This window comes from Lebetimonas natsushimae (assembly GCF_002335445.1).
GTDB classification, from domain to species: Bacteria; Campylobacterota; Campylobacteria; order Campylobacterales; family Nautiliaceae; genus Lebetimonas; species Lebetimonas natsushimae.
The window spans coordinates 340,126-360,748 of sequence record NZ_BDME01000002.1 but is presented as its reverse complement, the minus strand read 5'-3'; the positions used below and the strand labels follow the sequence as shown (position 1 = coordinate 360,748).

Sequence of the window (20,623 nt, the reverse complement as noted above, 5' to 3'; positions counted from 1 at the left end):
AATTTTTTTAGTCTTTAAAAACTACTCTGTTACGTCCGCTTTTTTTTGCTGCATAAAGTGCCTCGTCAGCTTTTTTAAGCAAATTATCAATATTAAAATTTTCTTTATCTGCAGTTGCAATGCCTATACTGACAGTAAAATGAGGTAAATTTTTTTGATGATATTGTTCAATTGCTAAACGTAATTTTTCTGCTATTTTTTCAGCGGTTTCTTTATCTGTGTTTGCAAGAATAACAATAAATTCTTCCCCGCCCCATCTTGCAATCAAATCTGATTTACGCAAATTTGATTTTAAAATATTTGCCAGTTCGGATAATACTTTGTCTCCTATGTCATGTCCATATTTATCGTTAATTTTTTTAAAATGGTCAATATCTATAAAAAGAATACTAAAAGGTAATTTATTACGTTTATGAATTTCTTCCAAAGCAGCAACAGATGTATCAAATCCTCTTCTGTTAAGAAGCTTTGTAAGTGAATCATGATTAGAATAAAAAGACAAATTTTCTTTTATTATTCTTTCCTGTTTTAAAAAAAGAAAAAATAAAATTGATATAAAAAATGTAATAATTATAAAAATACTGATAGTCAAAATATAATCTTTTTTCAATTGTGCATAAAAATCATTTTTTTGAATAGATACAATATAACCAACAAATTTCCCCTCTATATTTTGTAACGGATGAAAAATTGCAATAAAATATTTATGTTTTAAATAAAAAGGAATTATAAACGCATGGTGGTTAAATAATTTATTACCAAGATTTCTTCTTATAATTTTTTCAATTTGTTCAAATTCTTTCAGATATTCTGAATTTTTAGCATATATGGAATTTAATGCCTTTTGATCCCAGAAATAGTCAGGATTTATAATTGATCTCCTGTAATTTTTCAAATGTTCTTTCCAGACTTTTTTATCAATAATTTTTTTATTCAACAATATCCCGTAAAAATTGCTCTTATTTCTTTGTAAAATTTCCGCGATAGCCTTTATAGAATATGATATTTCTACAGTACCCACAAATTTTTTATGATAAAAAAGAGGGTAAATATTACGAAATCCGTTAAAAACTCTTCCTTCTTCAAATCCTCTTAAAATCTTTTTTGTTTTATTTACCAAATCAACAGAATAACGAATACCATGTAACAAATCTCCAAATTTATCAGGTTTGTGAAAACGCAAAAAACTTATATTCCCAACGAGATGAAAATGAAGCTGTCTGATTCCATATTTTTTAAGCAATTTATATGCGGGCGCCAGTTTTTTAAAAAGATTTTTTCTAAGAGCGTCTCGCTTTTTGGAATTTTCATTAGCCTCTGCCATAATGGATAAAATTTCAGGATTATTGATTTTTAAAAGAAAAATAATATCTGCAGTTTGATTTAACATTTTAATAGCTGTATGTAATAAATTGGAATTATAGGTAAAAACATTTTTTTCAAAAGTTTGAATTTTTTTATGGTTTTGATAAGAAAAATACATAATACCCGTTATCATTAAAATAACGTAAAGCAAAACCGCATTTATTAATTCTTTTTTATATTTTTTTATCTGCATTTCTTTCTTTTAATAAAAATTTAATTATTGTATTATATCACAAAATTTAGAACATGTTAACCAAAAATTAAATTTATTAAACTTTCGACATAATTTTGTTTAAAATATCTTTAATTTTTTAATCTTTCAAAACACCGCTCGCTTTTTGAATCATTGGAATAAAATCTTTTTTTTCATATATTTTTGCACCCATTCTTTGAAGATGTGCGCTTGGAACCTGACAGTCAATAAACTCAATTCCGTTTTCTTTTAAAACATTGCAAAAATAAATTAAAGCGAGTTTACTTGCATCCGGTTTTATATGAAACATACTCTCACCGCTGAAATATTTATTAATCGCCACTCCGTAAAATCCGCCGACTAATTCCCCTTCATAATAACTCTCAACGGACATGGCAAATCCAAGCTCATAGAGTTTTGTATAAGCCTCTTTAAAAGCGTCATTTATCCAGGTACCGCTGTCTTTTCTTTTTATATTTGAGCAGTAGTTTATTACATCGTTAAAACGGGTGTTTATTTTAAATTCCCATTTGGAGCTTCTTAGTTTTTGGGCAAGTTTTTTTGTAACCTTTACCTCATCAACTTTTAAAATAAGTCTTCTATCAAGTACAAACCAGTGAAAAAGCCCGTCATCATCCTGATACCACGGAAAAAATCCCCTTGAATATCCTTCAAGCAGTCTTTTTGGATGCAAATCATAACTGGCACCTACAAATCCGTCATCGAATTCTTCATATGGACTTGGAAATTCAAAATCATCAAGAAGATAAAGCGGAGGGGTTTCTCTGACCTTTATCATTTTTTAACTTTAAAATTAAATTTATCTTTAGTGTAATCAAACCTTACTTCTCCTCCGTTTTTAAGTTCTCCGAATAAAATTTCATCACTGAGTGGCTCTACGATATTTTCTTCAATCACCCTGGCAAGTGGTCTTGCTCCCATTTTAGGAGAATATCCTTTTTTAGCAAGGGCAACTTTAGCTCTTTTAGTAAGGCTTAATTTTACTCTCTTAGCATTTAATTTATCCTGAAGTTCATTTATAAATTTATCCACAACCATTACCACATTTTCTTTGCTTAATGGTTTAAATCTAACCACTGCATCAAGTCTGTTTAAAAATTCAGGTGCAAAAAATCTGCTGATTGCCTCTTCTTTAAATTCGCTGAATTCCTGCATAAATCCAAGATTGTTTCCTTCACCAACCCCGAGGTTACTTGTCATAATCAAAATCACATTTCTAAAATCGGCTTTTCTTCCGTCATTGTCTGTTAAAGTTGCACTGTCCATTACTTGCAAAAGTATTTGCACAATGTCAGGATGCGCTTTTTCTATTTCATCAAGTAACAACACACTGTGAGGATGTTTTCTGATTGTCTCAGTCAACATCCCTCCTTTTTCATATCCCACATATCCGGGAGGCGAACCGATAAGTTTTGCAACTGAGTGTTTTTCCTGATATTCACTCATATCAAATCTTATGAAATTTACTCCCAAAACATTTGCCAGCTGTTTTGCAACTTCTGTTTTACCCACACCTGTAGGTCCCACAAATAAAAAGCTTCCTATCGGTTTATCTTCACGGGTTAATCCCGCTTTTTTTCTTTTTATAACTTTTACAAGCTCTTTTATAGCCTTATCCTGACCAAAAACTTTTGATTTTAGATTATCTTCAAGGTTTTTTAATTTTTCTATTTCGTTATTGCTTGCACTCTCTTTTGGAATGTTTGCAATAGATGCCACAATTGTTTCTATATCACTTTTTGTGATAAGTTTTTTACCTTTTAGTTTATATTTAGCCCCTGCTTCATCTATTAAGTCAATTGCACTGTCAGGCAAAAATTTTTCCCTTAAATATTTTTTAGCTAAATTTGCCGCTGATTTTAGAGCCTCTTTTGAATATCTTACTTTATGAAACTCTTCATATTTAGGTTTTAACCCTTCAAGGATTTTAATAGTATCTTCAATGCTTGGTTCTTTTATATCAATTTTTTGAAATCTTCTATTTAGGGCTCTGTCTTTTTCAAAATAGTTTTTATATTCTTCATAAGTTGTGGCACCTATACATCTGATTTCACCCCTAGCAAGGGCCGGTTTTAATAGGTTTGCCACATCCATATTACTGCCGCCCGCGGCACCGGCTCCCACAATCATATGAATTTCATCTATAAATAAAATAGGCTCATCTTCTTTTTTAAGCTCTTTAAGTATTGCTTTCATTCTTTTTTCAAATTCACCCCTGTATTTGGTACCTGCAATCAGACTTCCCATATCAAGAGAATAAATTTTTTTGCCTTTCAGTTCTTTTGGCACCTCATTTAGGGCAATTTTTTTGGCTAGCCCTTCAACTATCGCACTTTTTCCAACTCCAGGTTCTCCTACTAAAACAGGATTATTTTTTTTGCGTCTGACAAGAATTTGCATAATTCTGTTAATTTCTTTTTCACGTCCTATAACATCGTCAAATTCTTTTGCAATGGAAGTAAGTTCCGTTGTAAATTCTTCTAAAACTTTTGATTTTTCTTCTTTAGCTTCTTCTTTATTTTCTGTCACATATTCGACAATTTCCACTTTTTCAATTCCGAATTCTTTAAGAAGCTGAGCTGCATAGCTTGTCTCATCTTCCAAAAGAGCTATAAAAAAGTCAATTTCATCAGCTACATTTTTTCTGATTCCCTGAATATGTTTTATCATTCTTTCAGTTGCTTTGTGAAAAGACAGTGTTTCTGTAGGAGTTACGCTTACAGGGACTTTTTCTATATATCTGTCAAGATAATAATCAAGCCCCCTTCTTATATAATCTACATCAACCCCCACATCTTCAAGTAAATTGCGTATGTTTTGGTCTTTCAATAAAATATAAAAAGCATGGTCTACTGTAATATATTCATTATGTCTTCTTTTAGCTTCATTAATTATTTCATTTAATATATTTCTTAAATTTTCAGTTATCTGCATTTATACCTCCTCTATTCTAGCCCTCAGCGGATAGCCGGCAGTACGTGCAAGGGAGTGTGTTTTATCTACTTTCATCTGTGCTATTTCATATGGATACACACCCACAACGGCACTGCCTTCTCTATCCACTTTGAGCGTAATATTTATAGCTTCTTCTTCGCTTTTGTGAAACACAGAGCGAAGAATTTCAATAACAAAATCAAAAGTTGTATAGTCATCATTTAAAAGGATGACTTTAAAAAGTTTCGGTGTGATAATTTCTAAATCATTTTCAGTAATTACCTTAGTTGGCATTTGCCTCTCCTATCATTTTCCACATTTCATCTTCTGGAAGAAGCAGCACACCAAGTTTTTTTGCTTTTTCATATTTGCTTCCAGGCTCTTCACCGTAAAATACATAATCGGTTTTTTTACTTACACTGTTTGTTACATGTGCCCCGAGAGATTCAAGAAGTTCTTTTATTTCTTCCCTTGGTCTTTTCATAGCACCGGTTAAAACCACTGTTTTGCCGGCCAGTGGTGAATTTTGAACCTCTTTTTTCTCAGGGTTTTTAGGATGAATTAAATGTATGAGTTCTTCGATTTTGTCTTTATTAACTTTTATGTATTCTTCCAGTGATTTTACTATCTCTGGTCCGAAACCTTCAATGGATAAAAATTCTTTTGGATCATGTTTATAAAAATCAACTCCGAATTTCTCACATATTTTTTTACTTGCAACTTCCCCTACATGCTCAATTCCTAGGGAGTTTACAAATCTCCAGCATTCAGTCCCTTTTGATTTTTCTATGGCTTTTATTAAATTTTCCGCTTTTTTTCTTGCAAATCCAGGTAACCTCTCAAGGTCTTCTACTGTTAATTTATATAAATCCCTTACATCTTTTACCAAACCTTTTTCATATAAAAGTTTTGCAACGCTTTCCCCTAGCCCCTCAATATCCATACAATTCTTACTTGCAAAATAAATTATTGTGTTTACAACCCTTGCAGGACATGAAAGGTTTTGGCATTTAATAATAGCCCCTTCATCCAACACCTCAGCCCCGCATACGGGACAATGGGTCGGACGAGGGATTTTTTTCTCAGTGCCTGTTCTTTTCCATTTAAGTACTTTTGTAATTTTAGGGATTACATCCCCGCTTCTTATTACTATTACATGGTCTCCTATTCTTATATCCATTCTCTCAATTTCATCAAAATTATGTAAAGTCGCCCTCTCTACTATAACCCCGCCTATTTCTACAGGCTCTAAAATTGCCACAGGTGTTAAAACTCCAGTTCTACCAACCTGCACTACCACATCTTTTAAAATGGTCTCCTTTTCAACAGCCGGAAATTTAAATGCAACCATCCATCTCGGATATTTTTGAGTATAGCCCAGTTTATCAAGCAAATGTAATTCATTTACTTTTACAACCATTCCATCCAGCATTACAGGCAGATTATCTCTTATTTCAACAAAATTATTGTATTTTTTCAATATACACTCAACATCGTCTTTTTTACATTCCCCTCTTTTCGGAGGTTCCCTAAATCCAAGTGAATATACAAAATCCATCAAATTTTTATACGTTTTGAATTTTTCTATAAATTCCTGTTTATCTTTTTCATACTGATTTACTGAAATTTCGTCACTGTTTAAAACCTCCATCGGATAACCTATACCCCAAGGCTGAAAAAGCAGATGCCTGCTTGCGGTAATTTTAGGGTCAAGCTGTCTTAAACTTCCAGCCGCCGCATTTCTCGGATTCGCGAAAGTCGGCTCACCTTTTTGCACCCTTTCCTCATTTAGCTTATCAAAATCATCTTTTCTTATTAAAACTTCACCTCTTATTTCAATAAGCCCCTTATAATCAATGCTAAGAGGAATTGATTTTATTGTTTTTGCATTAAGAGTTACATCTTCTCCTATTATTCCGTCTCCCCTTGTTTCTGCCCTGACTAATTCCCCGTTATTATAAACAAGATTTAAACTCGCCCCGTCAAATTTTGGTTCTATATATAACGTATAGTTTTCATTTATTAATCTGTCAACCCTGTTTAACCACTCCTTAAATTCATTTTCGTTAAAAACATCTTCCATAGACCACATTCTCGTAAGATGTCTTGCTTTCTCAAATCCTTCAAGTACCACATCCCCAACCCTTTGGGTTGGAGAAGTCGGGTCTATTTCATTCGGATGTGCTTTTTCATATTCTTCAACTTCTCTGTATAATTTATCATATTCTTCATCTGTAACCAAAGGATTATCCAATACATAATAATAATATGCCCATTTTTTTAAAGTCTCAACAGCTTTTTTATATTCGGCATTATTTCTTATCATTTCACCTCTTTTTTGATTTATTATAACATATATTTTAATGTGTATTCATTATAGCAAAATTTATTTTATTTTTCAAGTTTCTTTAGTCTATTTAACTAAACTTGAAATATGATATAATTTTTAAAAAGGATTTATATGAAAAAAATAACTGCTTTTATTATAGCACTGTTTATCATTACAGGCTGCACTCAGGAACAGCAAAACAAAATAGGACATTCACTTCAAAACATCACAGGGGTAAACGGGGTTGTGGATATATATTCCGGCGGAAAACTTGTGATGAGATTTTTAAAAGTTGATAAACTGACAACTGCACACGGGACTGATGATAACAAACCAAGACCTTACAGATACGGATACGGGTATATAGATAAAAACTTTAATTATAAAGTGGATAAAGACGAAAAAAAAGTATATTTTGAAGTTACAAATTATGAAACATATATTTTTTATGAAAATCCTTTAAAATGAGACTTATCTATATTCACGGGTTTGGAAGCTGTGGAAAAGGTAACAAATATAATATATTAAAAAATCTCTATATTCCCATTTTAGCTCCAGACCTTCCCCCATCCCCAAAAGATGCTATAAACACACTTGATGCAGTAATAAAACCAGATGATATTGTAATAGGCAGTTCCCTTGGAGGATATTATGCCATTTATTTAGCTGAGAGATATTTTTTAAAAGCCATCTTAATCAACCCTTCGCTAAAACCATATAAAACATTAAAACAATACACTGGACTTCAATTCAGATTTTGTGATAAAAAACCTTTTTACTGGCAAAAAGAGTATTTAAAAGAACTGAAAAATTTCAAAACAAAACCAAAAAGAGCAAAATATTTGGTCTTGCTTCAAAGCAAGGATGAAATATTGAATTATAAAAAAACCCTTAAAAAATTTAAAAATAAACCAAATGCAAAAGTAATAGTTGAATACGGCGGCAATCACCGGTTTGAAAATTTATATGATTATCTCAGTCTAATTAATAATTTTATAAAATAATTGTATGTCGAAAATTTTTTGAATCTTACAAATTTCAAATTTTTATAATAATTTAGGTTTTAAGAGGATTTTTTACATTTAGCTTCTTTTTTTTCAACTGTATCGCAGCTTCGGCTTTGGCAATACTTTTATCTAAATTTCAGTCATAATTTTTTCTTAATACCCTTTTTTTGTCTTTTAGGATAATTTTTGTAAGTTTTTTGCAGTAATCGCTAAAACAGACATTTAATCTCTCTTCTATTTTATGCCTGTTTTCAAACTGAAGCCTCAGATAATCCATTCCGTCATATCTGTATAATAAAAGTCCGCTGTAAAAAAATCCTTTTTTATTTGCAAATTCTACCAATTCCGGTGCATAATGGGATTCAAGATTAATATCAAGATATATCATATCTGCTTTGATTTTTGCTTTTGAAAAAAGCATATTAAACCTGTTTTTAAAATTTTTTATTTTACTGTCGCTTCTTATTATTGCAATTTTTAAAGTATTTTTTAATACCAATTCCAGCTTTGGTTTTATTCTTTTTATCTTGGTATTTGTTAAAGGAATTTTTAATTTTTTAACCCTGTCTAAAATTATTTTTTTATAAATTTCTGGTATATGATAATTTTTCTTTTCCTTCTTAAAAACAAGATAAGAAATCAAAACACCGCTTCTTTTTTCAAACTTTATATCTTTCTGATTTATCCAGTGGGCTACTTCCCCCAATTGCAGTGCAGTTTCCACCATTCCGTGAGTTAGATTCGCTTTTTGCGAAAACGGATGAAACATTATGGCTTCACCATATATAGCATATAATCCTAAATTCTTGGCTTTTTCTATAAGATAATCAAACATTTGATTCATTATCCCTCTTCCTTTGAAATCCGGGTGAACCACCGCTATACCAATTTCCGCATTATATTTATCATTGATAATCAAAGAAAACTGACCTACAATTTTTCCTTCATATTCAGCAATTATTGGCACTATCTTTTTTTCCCTGTTTGCTTTTATCCACATGTTTGGATTATAAAAATCCTTTCTGTAATATGTATCCCCGTAATTTGCTTCTATCAAATTTATAATACCTGTAGCATCACTCTCTTTAAAATCCCTTACATTTACTTTAAATTTCTCCTTTTTAACTATTAAAGGAGAAAAAATATTACTAACCCTCATTTTTAAACTCTTTAACTAAATTTGCCATAACTTTTGCTCCTATTACCAATGAATTTTCATCTATATCAAATTTTGGATTATGTTGGGCAATGCAGCCTATTTCTTTTTTTCTGTTACAGCTGCCAAGTCTGAAAAATGCCCCCTTTACCAGTTTTAAATAATTTGCAAAATCTTCTCCGCCCATTACGGGAAGTTTTAAATCAACGGGTTTTGCTCCCACTTCTTTTGCAGATTTTATAACAAGCTTTAACATTTCATCGTCATTTACAAGCTCTGGATTCCCAAAAAAATAATGAAATTTATATTCAGCCCCCATTGTATGACAAATCCCTTTCATTGCATCTTCCATCATTTCTTTAATTCTTTTTCTGACTTTATCATTAAGTGTTCTTACAGTTCCTGTCATTTTCACATGATCACATATTACATTAGGGGCTTTACCTCCCTCAACCGTTCCCATTGTAATAACAGCAGGGTGAAGCGGATCTATTCTTCTTGAGATGATATGATTTATTGAATTAATTACAAGAGCACCCGTTAAAAGAGCATCAACCCCTTCATGAGGTCTTGCACCGTGAGAACTTTTCCCAAAAATTTCTATCTCAAACGTATCCGCACTTGCCATCATTTCTCCGAATTTATATCCAATCTCACCTATATTTAAATACGGATACATATGAAGTCCAAAAATAGCCACTACATTTTCCAGTGCTCCGTCTTTTATTAAATCTTCACTTCCACCTTCTGTATCTTCTTCGCTGTGTTGGAAAATCCCTCTAATATTTACCGCAAGTTTATCTTTGTGTCTATTTAAAGCAATTAAAAGCCCTGTTAAAATCGCAGTATGCGCATCATGTCCGCAGGCATGCATAATCCCTTTTTTTCTTGATTTATACTCTACATCATTTTCTTCTTGTATAGGAAGTGCGTCCATATCTGCCCTAAATGCCAAAAAAGGTTTGTTTTCATCTACTACAATATCACATACCATTCCATAATGATTTTTAAAAGTTTTGCATTTAATACCCTCTTTTTCTAAAATATTTTTCACATAATCTCTGGTCGGTTTTTCTTCATGTGAAAGATCCGGATACATATGAATATGACGTCTTATTTCAATAATCTTGTCTTTTAAGGAATCAATTTCATTTAAAACAGACTGCATGAGGAGCTCCTTTTTTAATATTCTATTAATATATTATAACATTTTTTTAAACTTTTATAAATTATTTTACTAAAAATCCTTTATTAAAATAATTTAGTTTTATTTTTATCTAAAATTTGCTATTATTAAAACAAAAAGGAAAAATGTGGATTTAATAAATCTTTTTAAAAAACTGCTCAGTTTTAAATCCATAACACCTAATGATGATGGGGCTATGGAATTTATAAAAAATTATTTAAATGATTTTAAAGTAATAGAAATTGAAAAAGAAGGGGTTAAAAATCTTTTTTTATATAAAAAGTTCGCAGATGGAGATCATTTATGTTTTGCTGGTCATATAGATGTTGTCCCACCAGGGGACGGCTGGAAAACAGACCCGTTTACCCCCACTGAAAAAGACGGGTTTATTTATGCAAGAGGCGCTCAGGATATGAAAAGCGGTGTTGCTGCATTTTTATATGCCCTTAAAAATGCCAAAAATTTCAACGGAACCCTTAGTACGCTTATCACAAGCGATGAAGAAGGTGATGCAATATATGGAACCAAATATATGCTTGAAATTTTAAAAGAAAAAAATATGCTGCCAGATTTTGCAATAGTGGCAGAACCAACATGTGAAAAAGAATTCGGTGATACCATAAAAATAGGAAGGCGTGGAAGTATAAACGGAGTACTTAAAAAAATTGGACTTCAAGGACATGCCGCATATCCAGAAAAATCCATCAATCCGATTCATAAAGTTGCCCAGGTTCTTCATAAAATTGCAGGGGTTGATTTAGACAGCGGCGATGAATATTTTGCGCCGAGCAAATTTGTGGTGACTGATATCCGCGCCGGTATGGAGGTTACGAATGTAACGCCGGGTGAGCTTAAAATGATGTTTAATGTAAGAAACAACACCCACACAACAAAAGAAGACATAGAAAAATTTATTCATAAATATTTTAAAGATATGAATTATACACTCGAACTCAAACAGAGTGCAAAACCTTTTATCACATCCCCAAATACAAAAGTAGTTAAAAATTTAGATAAATCCATTCAAAAAATAACCGGCCTAATTCCAAAACATTCCACAGCAGGAGGCACAAGCGATGCCAGATTTTTTGCGGAATACGGGGTGAAGGTGGTAGAATTTGGAGTTAAAAACGATACAATTCACGCTCCAAATGAAAGAACAAGCAAAGATGAGGTTATTAAACTTTCTCAAGTTTTTGAAAATGTAATCAAGGAATGGAATTGAGAAAAGTTTATGAACTTAAAAAAGGCTCACTTATAAAACTTGAAAACGGGGATATTATTGAATTTGAGGAAATCAGGGGAGATAAAGCTATTTTTTATAACGAATGGGGAATAGAAATTGAATACCCCGATTTTATCGACATTGATGAAATTGGAGAATTAATCAATCAAAAAAACTCTGATTCTTATAATTATTCTTCCCCTACTCTTTTTTAAATTCTACATCTACAATATCTCCAAATTTCAAACCGTTTCCAGTCAATTCCACTTTGTAACTTGTAATATATTGTTCATCGGAAATTTTCCAAATTTTTGATATTTTAAAATTACTTAGTTTATTGTTAATATATATTTTTTTATTCTTGATAGTTTCAATTTTATCAATCGGTACATAAACATAAAGTTTCTGTTTTGAAACATCATAAACTTTGGCAATCAGTCTTCCGGGAGTTGCATAATCACCTTTGTTAATATAAATCTTATAAAGATATCCGCTTATTTTTATATTTTTTTTATTTACAATATCTTTTAATTTTTTTAAACTGCTTATTGAATTAGATAACTGCTGTTTTAAATTCAAAAGCTGATTGTAAGAATTCATATAATCATAAAATTTCAAATCTTTTTCAATTTGTGATTTTGTTTTTAAATTTTTATATTTTAAATATGTCTCTTTTTTTCTTTTAACTGTTTTTTCCTGATTTAAAATTTCCTGTTTTAAAAAATCAATTTGAGTTATAGTATTATTAATATCCGCTTTTTCCTGATAATCATCTAATTTTACAATGGTTCTATTTTTTAAAGTTTTAGCTTCTAAATTTTTATTTGCATATATTACTTTACCGCTTACCGCTGCTTTTACATCATATTCATCAAACGGAACAACTTTCGCATCATATGCAAAAAGTAAAGCGGATATAAAAATTATTATCTTTTTCATTTTTCTCCTTATATACCATCAGCTAATTTTTCATATTTTTCTGCGTTTCCTTCAATAAATGCCCTGACTATGGGATTTTGGGAATTTTTAAAGCTTTCAACATCTCCATACTCAATGATTTTCCCGTTAAAAAGTAATGCAACGAAATCAGCACTTTTAAATGTTTCTTTCAAATCATGGGAAATTACAACGCTTGTCATATTGTAATTTTTATTTAATTGCATTATCATTCTTGTAATTTTATCACTGATAATCGGGTCAAGCCCGCTTGTAGGTTCATCATAAAGAATGTATTTGGGTGTCATTATAATAGACCTGGCGGTTGCAGCCCTTTTTCTCATACCTCCGCTTAATTCATGCGGATAAAGATATGCCACCCTTTTTGCCTCGAGCCCCACCATTTCAAGTGTTTCAAAAACTTTTTTCTCTATCTCTTTTTTTGATAAGTTTGTATGCTCTACGAGTGGAAATGCAACGTTGTCAAATATGGTCATACTGTCAAAAAGGGCACCTTCCTGAAAGGTAAAACCCACTTTTTTTCTAATTTCATAAAGAGTTTTTATATCTGCTTTTGCAACATCAACACCGTCAACTAAAACATTCCCGCTTGTAGGTTTGAGAAGTCCGACTATATGTTTTATAATAGTTGATTTACCCTGCCCCGACATTCCTAAAATATATGTTATTTTTTTATCAACAATATCCAAATTTATATCTTTTAAAACCTCTTTTTTTCCAAAAACTTTTCTTAAATGCCTGATCTGGATCATTTCCATCCTTTAAAATTATTCAACATTTTATCAAAATTATGATATAATTTATCAAATAAAGGAGGGGAAAATGAAAGTTCAAAACCTCACACAAAACCACATAAACAACCATTTACAAAAAATCCAAAAAGACATAGACAAAATCGCAAATCCAAAAACTGAGGAATTAGTTAATCAGTTTGTAAATGATGTACTGCAAAATGATATTGACACAAATTTACAGGAAATCAATAATTATAATGATGCAATAGGTTTTACCCAAATTGCAAATAGCGCCTTAAATTCAATAAGGGATAATTTACATAATATAAAAACACTTCAGGTAGCGTCAAATAACGCCGCATTAAGCAATGATAATTTAAATGCAATTAACTCCCAAATTCAAAAATACGCCGAGAATATAAATAAAACACTTGAAAATACAACATATAACAATAAAAACGTATTTGGAAATTTTCAGTTTAATGATATTAATATAAATACCTCTATGCCGGATTTTAATATTGATAACATGGATAATTTTGAAAAATCTTTAAATGAAGCGTTCTCAAATATTGGGGCGGCACAAAACACATTGACAAACAAAGTTGACACATTATCTCAAAATATAGTTGCCAAATCAGCGGCAAAGTCCCAAAACGAACCTGATATGGCAAAAAAAATTATTGATATGCAAAATGAAAAAATAAAACTCAATTCTTCACTTCTAGCCCATGCCCATCAAACCAGCTTAAATATAGAATATATCACTTCCCTTCTTAGGGACTGATTTTACTTTTTTCTTTCTATTAAAATATCTTTAAAAAATCTATTTGATTTTATTATTTTTTTGTTATAATCGAAATTGAAAAAAAATAAAGGAGTAAAAAATGAAAAAACTGTTTGCACTGTTTATCCTTTTAGGAGTTCTTTTCAGCGGTTTAAATGCAGATCTTCTTCAGGATGTGCAAAAAAGAGGTGTATTAAAGGCAGGGGTAAAATATGATTTTCCTCCGTTTGGATTTGTAAACGAAAAAGGTCAGGTTGTAGGTTTTGATATTGATTTAGTTAAATATATTGCCAAAAAACTTGGTGTAAAACCTGTATTTACTCAGGTTACTTCAAAAACAAGAATCCCTATGGTTCAAAGCGGTACTGTTGATATTGCGGCAGCAAGTATGACTCATAAAGTTCAAAGAGATTTACCAATTGACTTTACAATCAGTTATTATTTTGACGGTCAGTCAATTTTAGTTAGAAAAGATTCTACCGTTAAAAATTATCATGATTTAAGCGGTAAAAAAGTTGGTGTAATCCAAGGTGCCACAAGCGGACAAAACTTATTAAAAGTAAATCCAAAAGTTAAATTAGTATATTTCCAAGAATATCCACAGGCAATAATGGCTCTTAAAAGAGGGAAAATTGATGCTGTTTCAACTGATTATACTTGGTGTGTAACTCAGGCAAAAAATTCTCATGGAGCATTTAAAGTTGTAGGCGGTACATTTACTTTTGAACCTTACGGTATGGGCGTTAGAGAAAACGAATCCAATTTTAGGGATGCGGTTAACTTTGCAATTCAAGATGCTGTAAGAGACGGTACTTATGAAAAATTGTATATAAAATGGTTCGGTACTAAACCAAACAGACTTCCTGAAGTTTGGCCTAAATAATTTCTCCCCTTTTGGGGACAAAGGTAAATAATGGGTTATGAATTTGACTGGCATGTGCTGATAGAGTATAAACAACTGCTAATAGATGGTTTCATTACTACAATAAAGCTTTCGGTTTTGGGAATATTTTTCAGTTTTATAATTGGCTCAATTGTAGGAATAGGAAGGGCTTCAAAAAATTTTTGGATAAGCCTTTTTGCAAGTTATTATGTTGAAAGTTTTAGAAACATTCCACTAATTGTTCAGATGTTTTTTATTTATTTTACTTTTACATTATCCCAAATATTTCCGTTTTTAAATTCATGGGGAGAATTTTTACATATAAATGATGTTGATGCATTTTTTTCGGCTCTTTTAGCACTTATACTCTATACTGGTGCATATATTGGAGAAGTTGTAAAAGCAGGAATTCGCTCAATTCCAAAAGGACAGTTTGAAGCGGCAATGTCACTTGGAATGAATAAATTTCAAGTAATGTGGTATATAATTTATCCCCAGGCAGTAAGAATTATCATTCCTCCGCTTACAAGCCAGTTTTTAAATCTTATTAAAAACTCTTCACTGGCAATGACAATAGGTGTGGCAGAACTGACTTTTGCAACTCAGCAAATTGATGCACTTACATTTAGAGGTTTTGAGGCGGCAACAGCAGTTACAATACTTTATATAATTTTAACACTTACAACATCTTTTATTATGAATTTAATTGAAATTAAGTTTTCAAAAGGCGTAAAAAATGCTTAAAAAAATTGAAAATTATTTTAAAACACACAAATTAATATTTTGGATTTTTAATATTGTTGTAATTGCTGTTTTATTAAAAATATTTCAGATGATTGCATATCCCGAAACCCATTATGAAGAACTGTTTACTAAAGACAATTTAAGGTTTTTATTCTTTGGAAGACCGGGGGAAATCGGAGGGCTCGCTTTAACTTTTATTTTGGCCATTGTTTCAATAATCTTAAGTTTTGTACTTGGATCAATTTTAGGAATTGCAAGATGGTCGAGTGTAAAAATAATTAAAATACCTGCAATTTTATATATAGAAATTGTAAGGGCAACCCCGTTACTAATGGTGATATTCTGGGTATTTTTTGCAATACCGGTTTTTTCAATGAGTTTTTTTCACACCCAGGCGCATGTATCCCCTACCGTTGCGGCAATAATAGCTTTTACCATTTTTACAAGCGCTTATGTTGCCGAAATTGTAAGAGCCGGAATAAATTCCATTCCAAAAGGACAGTTTGAAGCGGCAAAATCACTGGGAATGAATAATTTTAAAACATTTTTTTATATAATTCTGCCTCAGGCATATAGAAAAATGATTCCGGCTTTTGTTTCACAGTTTGTTGCTTTGTTTAAAGACACATCTCTTGCTTATACAATAGGTGTAATTGAATTTTTCAGGGCAGCAACAATTATCAATAACAGGCTTTATATCAGTTTTGAAGTATTTTCTTTTGTAGCTTTGGTATATTTCAGTATAGCATTTAGTATGAGTAAATTTTCTCATACATTGGAAAAAAAAGTAGAAAAACAGCTTAACGCATAGGAGCTTAGATGGCAAACGACAAAATTATTCAAATGAAAGATATTCAAAAATATTACGGCAACTTTCATGCCTTAAAAGGTGTGAATTTTGATGTAAATAAAGGGGAAGTTGTAGTGGTCTGCGGACCAAGCGGAAGTGGGAAATCTACTCTTATCAGATGTATAAACAGACTTGAAGATATAGACAGCGGAAAATTGATTGTTGACGGGAAAGATTTATATGATAAAAAAACAAACATAAACAAACTACGCCAAGAAGTTGGGATGGTGTTTCAGCATTTTAACCTTTTCCCGCATCTGACAATCTTGGAAAATATTACATTAGCTCCAATTAAAGTAAAAAAAATGCCCAAAAAAGAGGCTGAGGAGCTTGCAATGAACCTGCTTGAGAGGGTTAAAATCCCGCATCAGGCAAATAAATATCCAAGCGAACTGAGTGGGGGACAAAAACAGAGAGTTGCAATTGCCAGAACACTTGCAATGAAACCGAAAATCATTCTTTTTGACGAACCTACAAGTGCATTGGATCCTGAAATGATAGGTGAAGTACTTGATGTTATGAAAGAATTGGCAAGGGAAAATTACACAATCGTATGTGTTACCCACGAAATGGGATTTGCAAGAGAAGTTAGTGACAGAATTGTATTTATGGATGCTGGTCAGATAGTTGAAGAAAACACACCTGAAGAATTTTTTAATAATCCTAAAACAGACAGGGCTAAAAAATTCTTAAGCGAAATCTTACATCATTAAAAGGAGAAGAAAATGAAAAAATTACTATTTACCGTTTTAGCTTTAGTTTCAATGCTTTTTGCTGCAGATTTTAATCTTTGGCAAAAATCAACATTAAATCAGGTTCTTAAAAAAGGTGAACTAAGAGTTTGTTTAGAACCGGGTTACGTGCCGTTTGAAATGAGGGACAAACATGGAAGAATAATCGGATTTGATGTTGACATAGCCAAAAAAATGTCAAAAGATATGGGAGTTAAATTAAAACTGGTCCCTACTGCATGGGACGGAATCATCTCGGCACTCATTACAAACAAATGTGATATTATCATTTCAGGTATGACAATAACTCAAAAAAGAAACCTAAAAGTTGCATTTACAAATCCTTATTTCTTGGTTGGTCAAACACTTCTAGTAAACAAAAAGCACAAAGGTGTAAAAAGTTATAAAGATTTAGATAAAAAAGGAATGGTAATTACCACTAAACTTGGAGTAACAGGAGAAATAGCTGCAAGAAGAATGTTTAAACATGCTACTATAAAAACATTTGATTCAGAAAGTGCGGCAGTTCAGGAAGTATTAAACAACAGAGCTGATGCGTTTATATACGATAAACCATACAACGAACTATTTATGGCTGGAAAAGGTAAAGGTAAATTGATTTTTCTAAACCAAGATTTAACTTATGAACCTCTCGGATTTGCTATAAATCACGGCGATCCTGATTTTCTAAACTGGCTTAACAATTTCCTAAGACAAATTAAACACGACGGGACTTATGAAAAATTGTATAATAAATGGTTTAGAAATACTGACTGGTTGAAAAGAGTTCAATGAAAAAGTCATTATTAAAAAAAAAGGAAATAGGCTTACTTTTAGCCTCCCTTTTTTATATTTTTTTAGGGTATTTTCTATATAACGCTGCAAGCAAAATAAATTATGCCTGGAAATGGGACATGATCCCGAAATATTTTGTTTATAAAGCAAAAATTCCTCTTACCTCACCTTGTGACGGAAAATTAGAAATAAAAAACAACAAAGCCGTAATAATCTGTGAAAATAAAAAAACATATCAATTTGATATAAACGGATACAAACTTGAATTTAAAAACGGGGAATACTTATATCAGGATGATGAATTTGCATATAAAGAACAATTAAAACCGGGGCCTTTCATTATGGGGCTTTGGGTAACAATTAAAATTTCGGTTATTTCCATGTTTTTTGCATTTTTAATTGGACTTATTATTGCAATTATCAGGCTTAGCGGCATACCGGCCCTCGATTATATCGGAAGTTTTTATGTAACTGTAATCCGCGGTACGCCTCTGCTTGTACAGTTATTTATTTTTTATTTTATTGTTGCAACAATTTTTGCACTCCCTAGATTTTGGGCCGGAGTTATGAGTTTGTCAATATTTTACGGCGCTTATATTGCTGAAATTTTAAGAGGCGCCATTCAGGCAGTTGATAAAGGTCAACATGAAGCGGCAATGTCTCTTGGATTCACACCAATACAAAAAATGTATCTAATTATTTTGCCTCAGGCTCTTAGAAAAGCTCTTCCAGCCTTAGTGGGCGAGCTTATTTCATTAATAAAAGACAGTTCACTTGTATCTATTATTTCTATAACAGACCTTACAAAAGTTGGTAGAGAAATTGTTGCGAATACATTTTCGCCGTTTGAAACATGGCTTACAGTCGCAGCCCTATATTTAATGCTTACATCTATATTAAGTTTTATAGGTCATAAACTTGAAAAAAGAATGAAAGCTCAAGGCGGAATTTAGTGGATAGGATATTTAAAAAATATTCTGATGTTTTATTAATTTTAACAGCCATTTTTTGGGGCTCCACTTTTATTTTAATGAAAAAGGCAATAGAAGATCTGCCAACTTTTTCTTTTCTTTTTGCAAGATTTTTTTTGGCTTTTTTATTAATGCTTTTGATTTTTTACAAAAAAATTTCTTTTCAAAAAGAAGATATTATAGCTGCTACAATTTTAGGAAGTATAAATTTTGTAGCATACGCAACACAAACATATTCTTTAAATTATGTCCCATCAAACATAGTAGCTTTTATAACGGCACTTTTTGTTGTATTTACTCCTATGTTTTCTTATATTCTTTTTAAAAGAAAAATTAAAACAAATTCAATAATAGGTGTGTTTATTGCTGTAATTGGATTATATTTATTAACACTAAGCGGAAAACTGGTTTTTAATGTGTATGAAATTTATCCGCTTTTGTGTGCAATATTTTGTGGTCTGCATGTAAGTGTTACAGATGCTTTCTCTAAAAAATATAATATTTATACACTTGTTACTTTTCAATTTTTAATGGTTGCACTGTTAAGTATTTTATTTGTACCGTTTGAATCACATAATATAAGAATTACCCCTGTTGTGATTTTTGCACTTTTTATTACCTCATTTTTTGCCACAGTGTTTGCTTTTTTTGTTCAGACTTATGCACAAAAATACACATCCCCTACCAAAACAGCGATTATTTTCGCACTTGAACCGGTTACAGCAGCGCTTTTTGGAATAATATACGGAGAAAGATTAACATTTCTCCAAATTATTGGCGGTCTTTTAGTTATAACGGCAACAATAATAAGTGAGATAGGAGATAAAATTATTAAATTTTTCAGCCCAAAAAATTAATAAATTTTCGGTGCTATTTTAATTTCAAATAAATTTCTTTTAATATATAAATTACCGCTAAATGGGTCAAATTCAATTTCTTCAGGTAAAAATTCATTTATTTCTTCTTCCAAATCAAAATGAATTTTTCTGTCAAAAAATCTATCTATAAAAACTTTTGAATCAAAAAATTTTCTTTCATTTCCGAAAACATATTCAATCATTGCATCGAATTCATCATATTCGTCAAATTCTCTAAGTTTAGCCTGCCAGCTTTCAAGAAAATATTCTAATGCTTCAATTCCCCTCATCTTTAGCTCCTTAACAAAAATCAGCCAACAACCCTGCTTTTAACTGTTTATAAATTTCCTCTCCCGCAAATTTTCTGACAATTTCAAGTCCAAAACAGATTGCAGTTCCAGGACCTTTACTTGTTAAAACATTTTTATCTTCAACCACTTTCGCATCACTTACATACCCTTCTTTTCTAATATTACCTTCCCATCCAGGATATGCAGTGTATTTATCTTTTAATACCCCTGCGGTTTGTAATGCGTAAGGAGCTGCACAGATTGCCCCTACATATTTACCTTTTTCATCCATTTCTTTAAGCAGTTTTTGAACATGCTCGTCATTTGCCAAGTTTATAGCCCCAGGAAGTCCTCCTGGAAGAACAATCAAATCCAGTTCATCTGCATTAACTAGTTCAATTTTTGTATCTGGAATTACCCTGATATTGTGAGCTCCATATATTACATCTCCCCCTACACCGGCAACGATTACATCAAGACCCCCTCTTCTCATAACATCTATTAAAGAAGTCGCTTCAATTTCTTCAAAACCATTTGCCAAAGGAACACATACTTTTGCCATTTCGCCCTCCTTTAAATTTAATGTATAATGAATAATGGAAAATTAA

At 31.5% G+C, this 20,623-nt stretch carries 23 protein-coding genes; 12 read left to right on the top strand and 11 right to left on the bottom strand.

Translation table 11 applies throughout. From position 1 onward, the window contains the following. Nucleotides 1-7 precede the first annotated feature (7 nt). The 5 genes from LNAT_RS06315 to ligA all read right to left on the bottom strand — a co-directional run bounded on the left by LNAT_RS06315 (nt 8) and on the right by ligA (nt 6,839). Nucleotides 8-1,558 (bottom strand): sensor domain-containing diguanylate cyclase, encoded by a 1,551-nt coding sequence (locus LNAT_RS06315; protein ID WP_096259527.1) that lies wholly within the window; start codon nt 1,556-1,558, stop codon nt 8-10. Between the two features lie 118 nt (nt 1,559-1,676). Then, nucleotides 1,677-2,357: a leucyl/phenylalanyl-tRNA--protein transferase gene (gene aat / locus LNAT_RS06310; RefSeq protein WP_096259525.1), complete on the bottom strand. Its 681-nt coding sequence runs from the start codon at nt 2,355-2,357 to the stop codon at nt 1,677-1,679. Then, nucleotides 2,354-4,513: an ATP-dependent Clp protease ATP-binding subunit ClpA gene (gene clpA / locus LNAT_RS06305; RefSeq protein WP_096259523.1), complete on the bottom strand. Its 2,160-nt coding sequence runs from the start codon at nt 4,511-4,513 to the stop codon at nt 2,354-2,356. The genes aat and clpA overlap by 4 nt, the downstream gene beginning before the upstream one ends. Then, entirely contained in the window at nt 4,514-4,807 is a 294-nt protein-coding gene (locus LNAT_RS06300; RefSeq protein WP_096259521.1) for an ATP-dependent Clp protease adaptor ClpS, read from the bottom strand. Then, nucleotides 4,797-6,839, bottom strand: a complete 2,043-nt coding sequence (gene ligA, locus LNAT_RS06295) for an NAD-dependent DNA ligase LigA (RefSeq protein ID WP_096259519.1) — start codon at nt 6,837-6,839, stop codon at nt 4,797-4,799. The genes LNAT_RS06300 and ligA overlap by 11 nt, the downstream gene beginning before the upstream one ends. Before the next feature lie 135 nt (nt 6,840-6,974). Here ligA and LNAT_RS06290 point away from each other — a divergent pair, with 135 nt between their 5' ends. Beyond that, on the top strand, nt 6,975-7,310 hold the full coding sequence (locus LNAT_RS06290) for a hypothetical protein (RefSeq protein WP_096259517.1): 336 nt from the start codon (nt 6,975-6,977) through the stop codon (nt 7,308-7,310). After that, complete coding sequence (locus LNAT_RS06285) at nt 7,307-7,846, top strand: YqiA/YcfP family alpha/beta fold hydrolase (protein ID WP_096259515.1); 540 nt, start codon at nt 7,307-7,309, stop codon at nt 7,844-7,846. The genes LNAT_RS06290 and LNAT_RS06285 overlap by 4 nt, the downstream gene beginning before the upstream one ends. Before the next feature lie 139 nt (nt 7,847-7,985). Here LNAT_RS06285 and LNAT_RS06280 read toward each other — a convergent pair whose 3' ends face one another. Together LNAT_RS06280 and LNAT_RS06275 are read right to left on the bottom strand one after the other, a co-directional pair. Further along, nucleotides 7,986-9,008, bottom strand: coding sequence for a GNAT family N-acetyltransferase (locus tag LNAT_RS06280; protein ID WP_096259513.1), 1,023 nt, complete (start codon nt 9,006-9,008; stop codon nt 7,986-7,988). After that, the gene (locus LNAT_RS06275; RefSeq protein ID WP_096259512.1) at nt 8,998-10,173 is read right to left on the bottom strand and encodes an amidohydrolase; all 1,176 of its coding nucleotides are present in this window, start codon (nt 10,171-10,173) and stop codon (nt 8,998-9,000) included. The genes LNAT_RS06280 and LNAT_RS06275 overlap by 11 nt, the downstream gene beginning before the upstream one ends. A gap of 145 nt (nt 10,174-10,318) precedes the next feature. On the opposite strand from LNAT_RS06275, the gene dapE reads away from it, so the two are divergent. Beyond that, entirely contained in the window at nt 10,319-11,416 is a 1,098-nt protein-coding gene (gene dapE / locus LNAT_RS06270) for a succinyl-diaminopimelate desuccinylase (RefSeq protein ID WP_096259510.1), read from the top strand. Continuing rightward, nucleotides 11,413-11,631 carry a succinyl-diaminopimelate desuccinylase gene (locus tag LNAT_RS06265; protein WP_096259508.1) on the top strand — a complete coding sequence of 73 codons (219 nt, stop codon included), beginning with the start codon at nt 11,413-11,415 and terminating at the stop codon, nt 11,629-11,631. The genes dapE and LNAT_RS06265 overlap by 4 nt, the downstream gene beginning before the upstream one ends. Here LNAT_RS06265 and LNAT_RS06260 read toward each other — a convergent pair. Next, nucleotides 11,618-12,355, bottom strand: a complete 738-nt coding sequence (locus tag LNAT_RS06260; protein WP_096259506.1) for an efflux RND transporter periplasmic adaptor subunit — start codon at nt 12,353-12,355, stop codon at nt 11,618-11,620. The genes LNAT_RS06265 and LNAT_RS06260 overlap by 14 nt on opposite strands. Before the next feature lie 8 nt (nt 12,356-12,363). Then, nucleotides 12,364-13,125: an ABC transporter ATP-binding protein gene (locus LNAT_RS06255; RefSeq protein ID WP_096259504.1), complete on the bottom strand. Its 762-nt coding sequence runs from the start codon at nt 13,123-13,125 to the stop codon at nt 12,364-12,366. A 70-nt stretch (nt 13,126-13,195) separates the two neighbouring features. Here LNAT_RS06255 and LNAT_RS06250 point away from each other — a divergent pair, with 70 nt between their 5' ends. From LNAT_RS06250 to LNAT_RS06215, 8 genes are all read left to right on the top strand, one after another. Then, nucleotides 13,196-13,894: a flagellin gene (locus LNAT_RS06250; RefSeq protein WP_096259502.1), complete on the top strand. Its 699-nt coding sequence runs from the start codon at nt 13,196-13,198 to the stop codon at nt 13,892-13,894. Nucleotides 13,895-13,994: 100 nt separating this feature from the next. Continuing rightward, a complete protein-coding gene (locus tag LNAT_RS06245) occupies nt 13,995-14,777 on the top strand; it encodes a transporter substrate-binding domain-containing protein (RefSeq protein WP_096259500.1) in 783 nt (260 codons plus the stop codon). A 30-nt stretch (nt 14,778-14,807) separates the two neighbouring features. Further along, nucleotides 14,808-15,521, top strand: a complete 714-nt coding sequence (locus tag LNAT_RS06240; RefSeq protein WP_096259498.1) for an amino acid ABC transporter permease — start codon at nt 14,808-14,810, stop codon at nt 15,519-15,521. Next, nucleotides 15,514-16,332, top strand: coding sequence for an amino acid ABC transporter permease (locus LNAT_RS06235; protein WP_096259496.1), 819 nt, complete (start codon nt 15,514-15,516; stop codon nt 16,330-16,332). Before LNAT_RS06240 ends, LNAT_RS06235 begins: the two co-directional genes overlap by 8 nt. Nucleotides 16,333-16,340: 8 nt before the next feature. After that, nucleotides 16,341-17,084, top strand: coding sequence for an amino acid ABC transporter ATP-binding protein (locus LNAT_RS06230; protein WP_096259494.1), 744 nt, complete (start codon nt 16,341-16,343; stop codon nt 17,082-17,084). Nucleotides 17,085-17,096: 12 nt separating this feature from the next. Then, nucleotides 17,097-17,897, top strand: coding sequence for a transporter substrate-binding domain-containing protein (locus tag LNAT_RS06225; RefSeq protein ID WP_096259492.1), 801 nt, complete (start codon nt 17,097-17,099; stop codon nt 17,895-17,897). Continuing rightward, complete coding sequence (locus tag LNAT_RS06220) at nt 17,894-18,850, top strand: amino acid ABC transporter permease (RefSeq protein ID WP_096259490.1); 957 nt, start codon at nt 17,894-17,896, stop codon at nt 18,848-18,850. Before LNAT_RS06225 ends, LNAT_RS06220 begins: the two co-directional genes overlap by 4 nt. After that, on the top strand, nt 18,850-19,725 hold the full coding sequence (locus LNAT_RS06215) for a DMT family transporter (RefSeq protein WP_096259488.1): 876 nt from the start codon (nt 18,850-18,852) through the stop codon (nt 19,723-19,725). Before LNAT_RS06220 ends, LNAT_RS06215 begins: the two co-directional genes overlap by 1 nt. Here LNAT_RS06215 and LNAT_RS06210 read toward each other — a convergent pair. Then, a complete protein-coding gene (locus tag LNAT_RS06210; RefSeq protein WP_096259486.1) occupies nt 19,722-20,015 on the bottom strand; it encodes a hypothetical protein in 294 nt (97 codons plus the stop codon). The genes LNAT_RS06215 and LNAT_RS06210 overlap by 4 nt on opposite strands. A gap of 10 nt (nt 20,016-20,025) precedes the next feature. Further along, nucleotides 20,026-20,577, bottom strand: coding sequence for a DJ-1 family glyoxalase III (locus LNAT_RS06205; protein ID WP_096259484.1), 552 nt, complete (start codon nt 20,575-20,577; stop codon nt 20,026-20,028). Between the last annotated feature and the right edge of the window lie 46 nt (nt 20,578-20,623).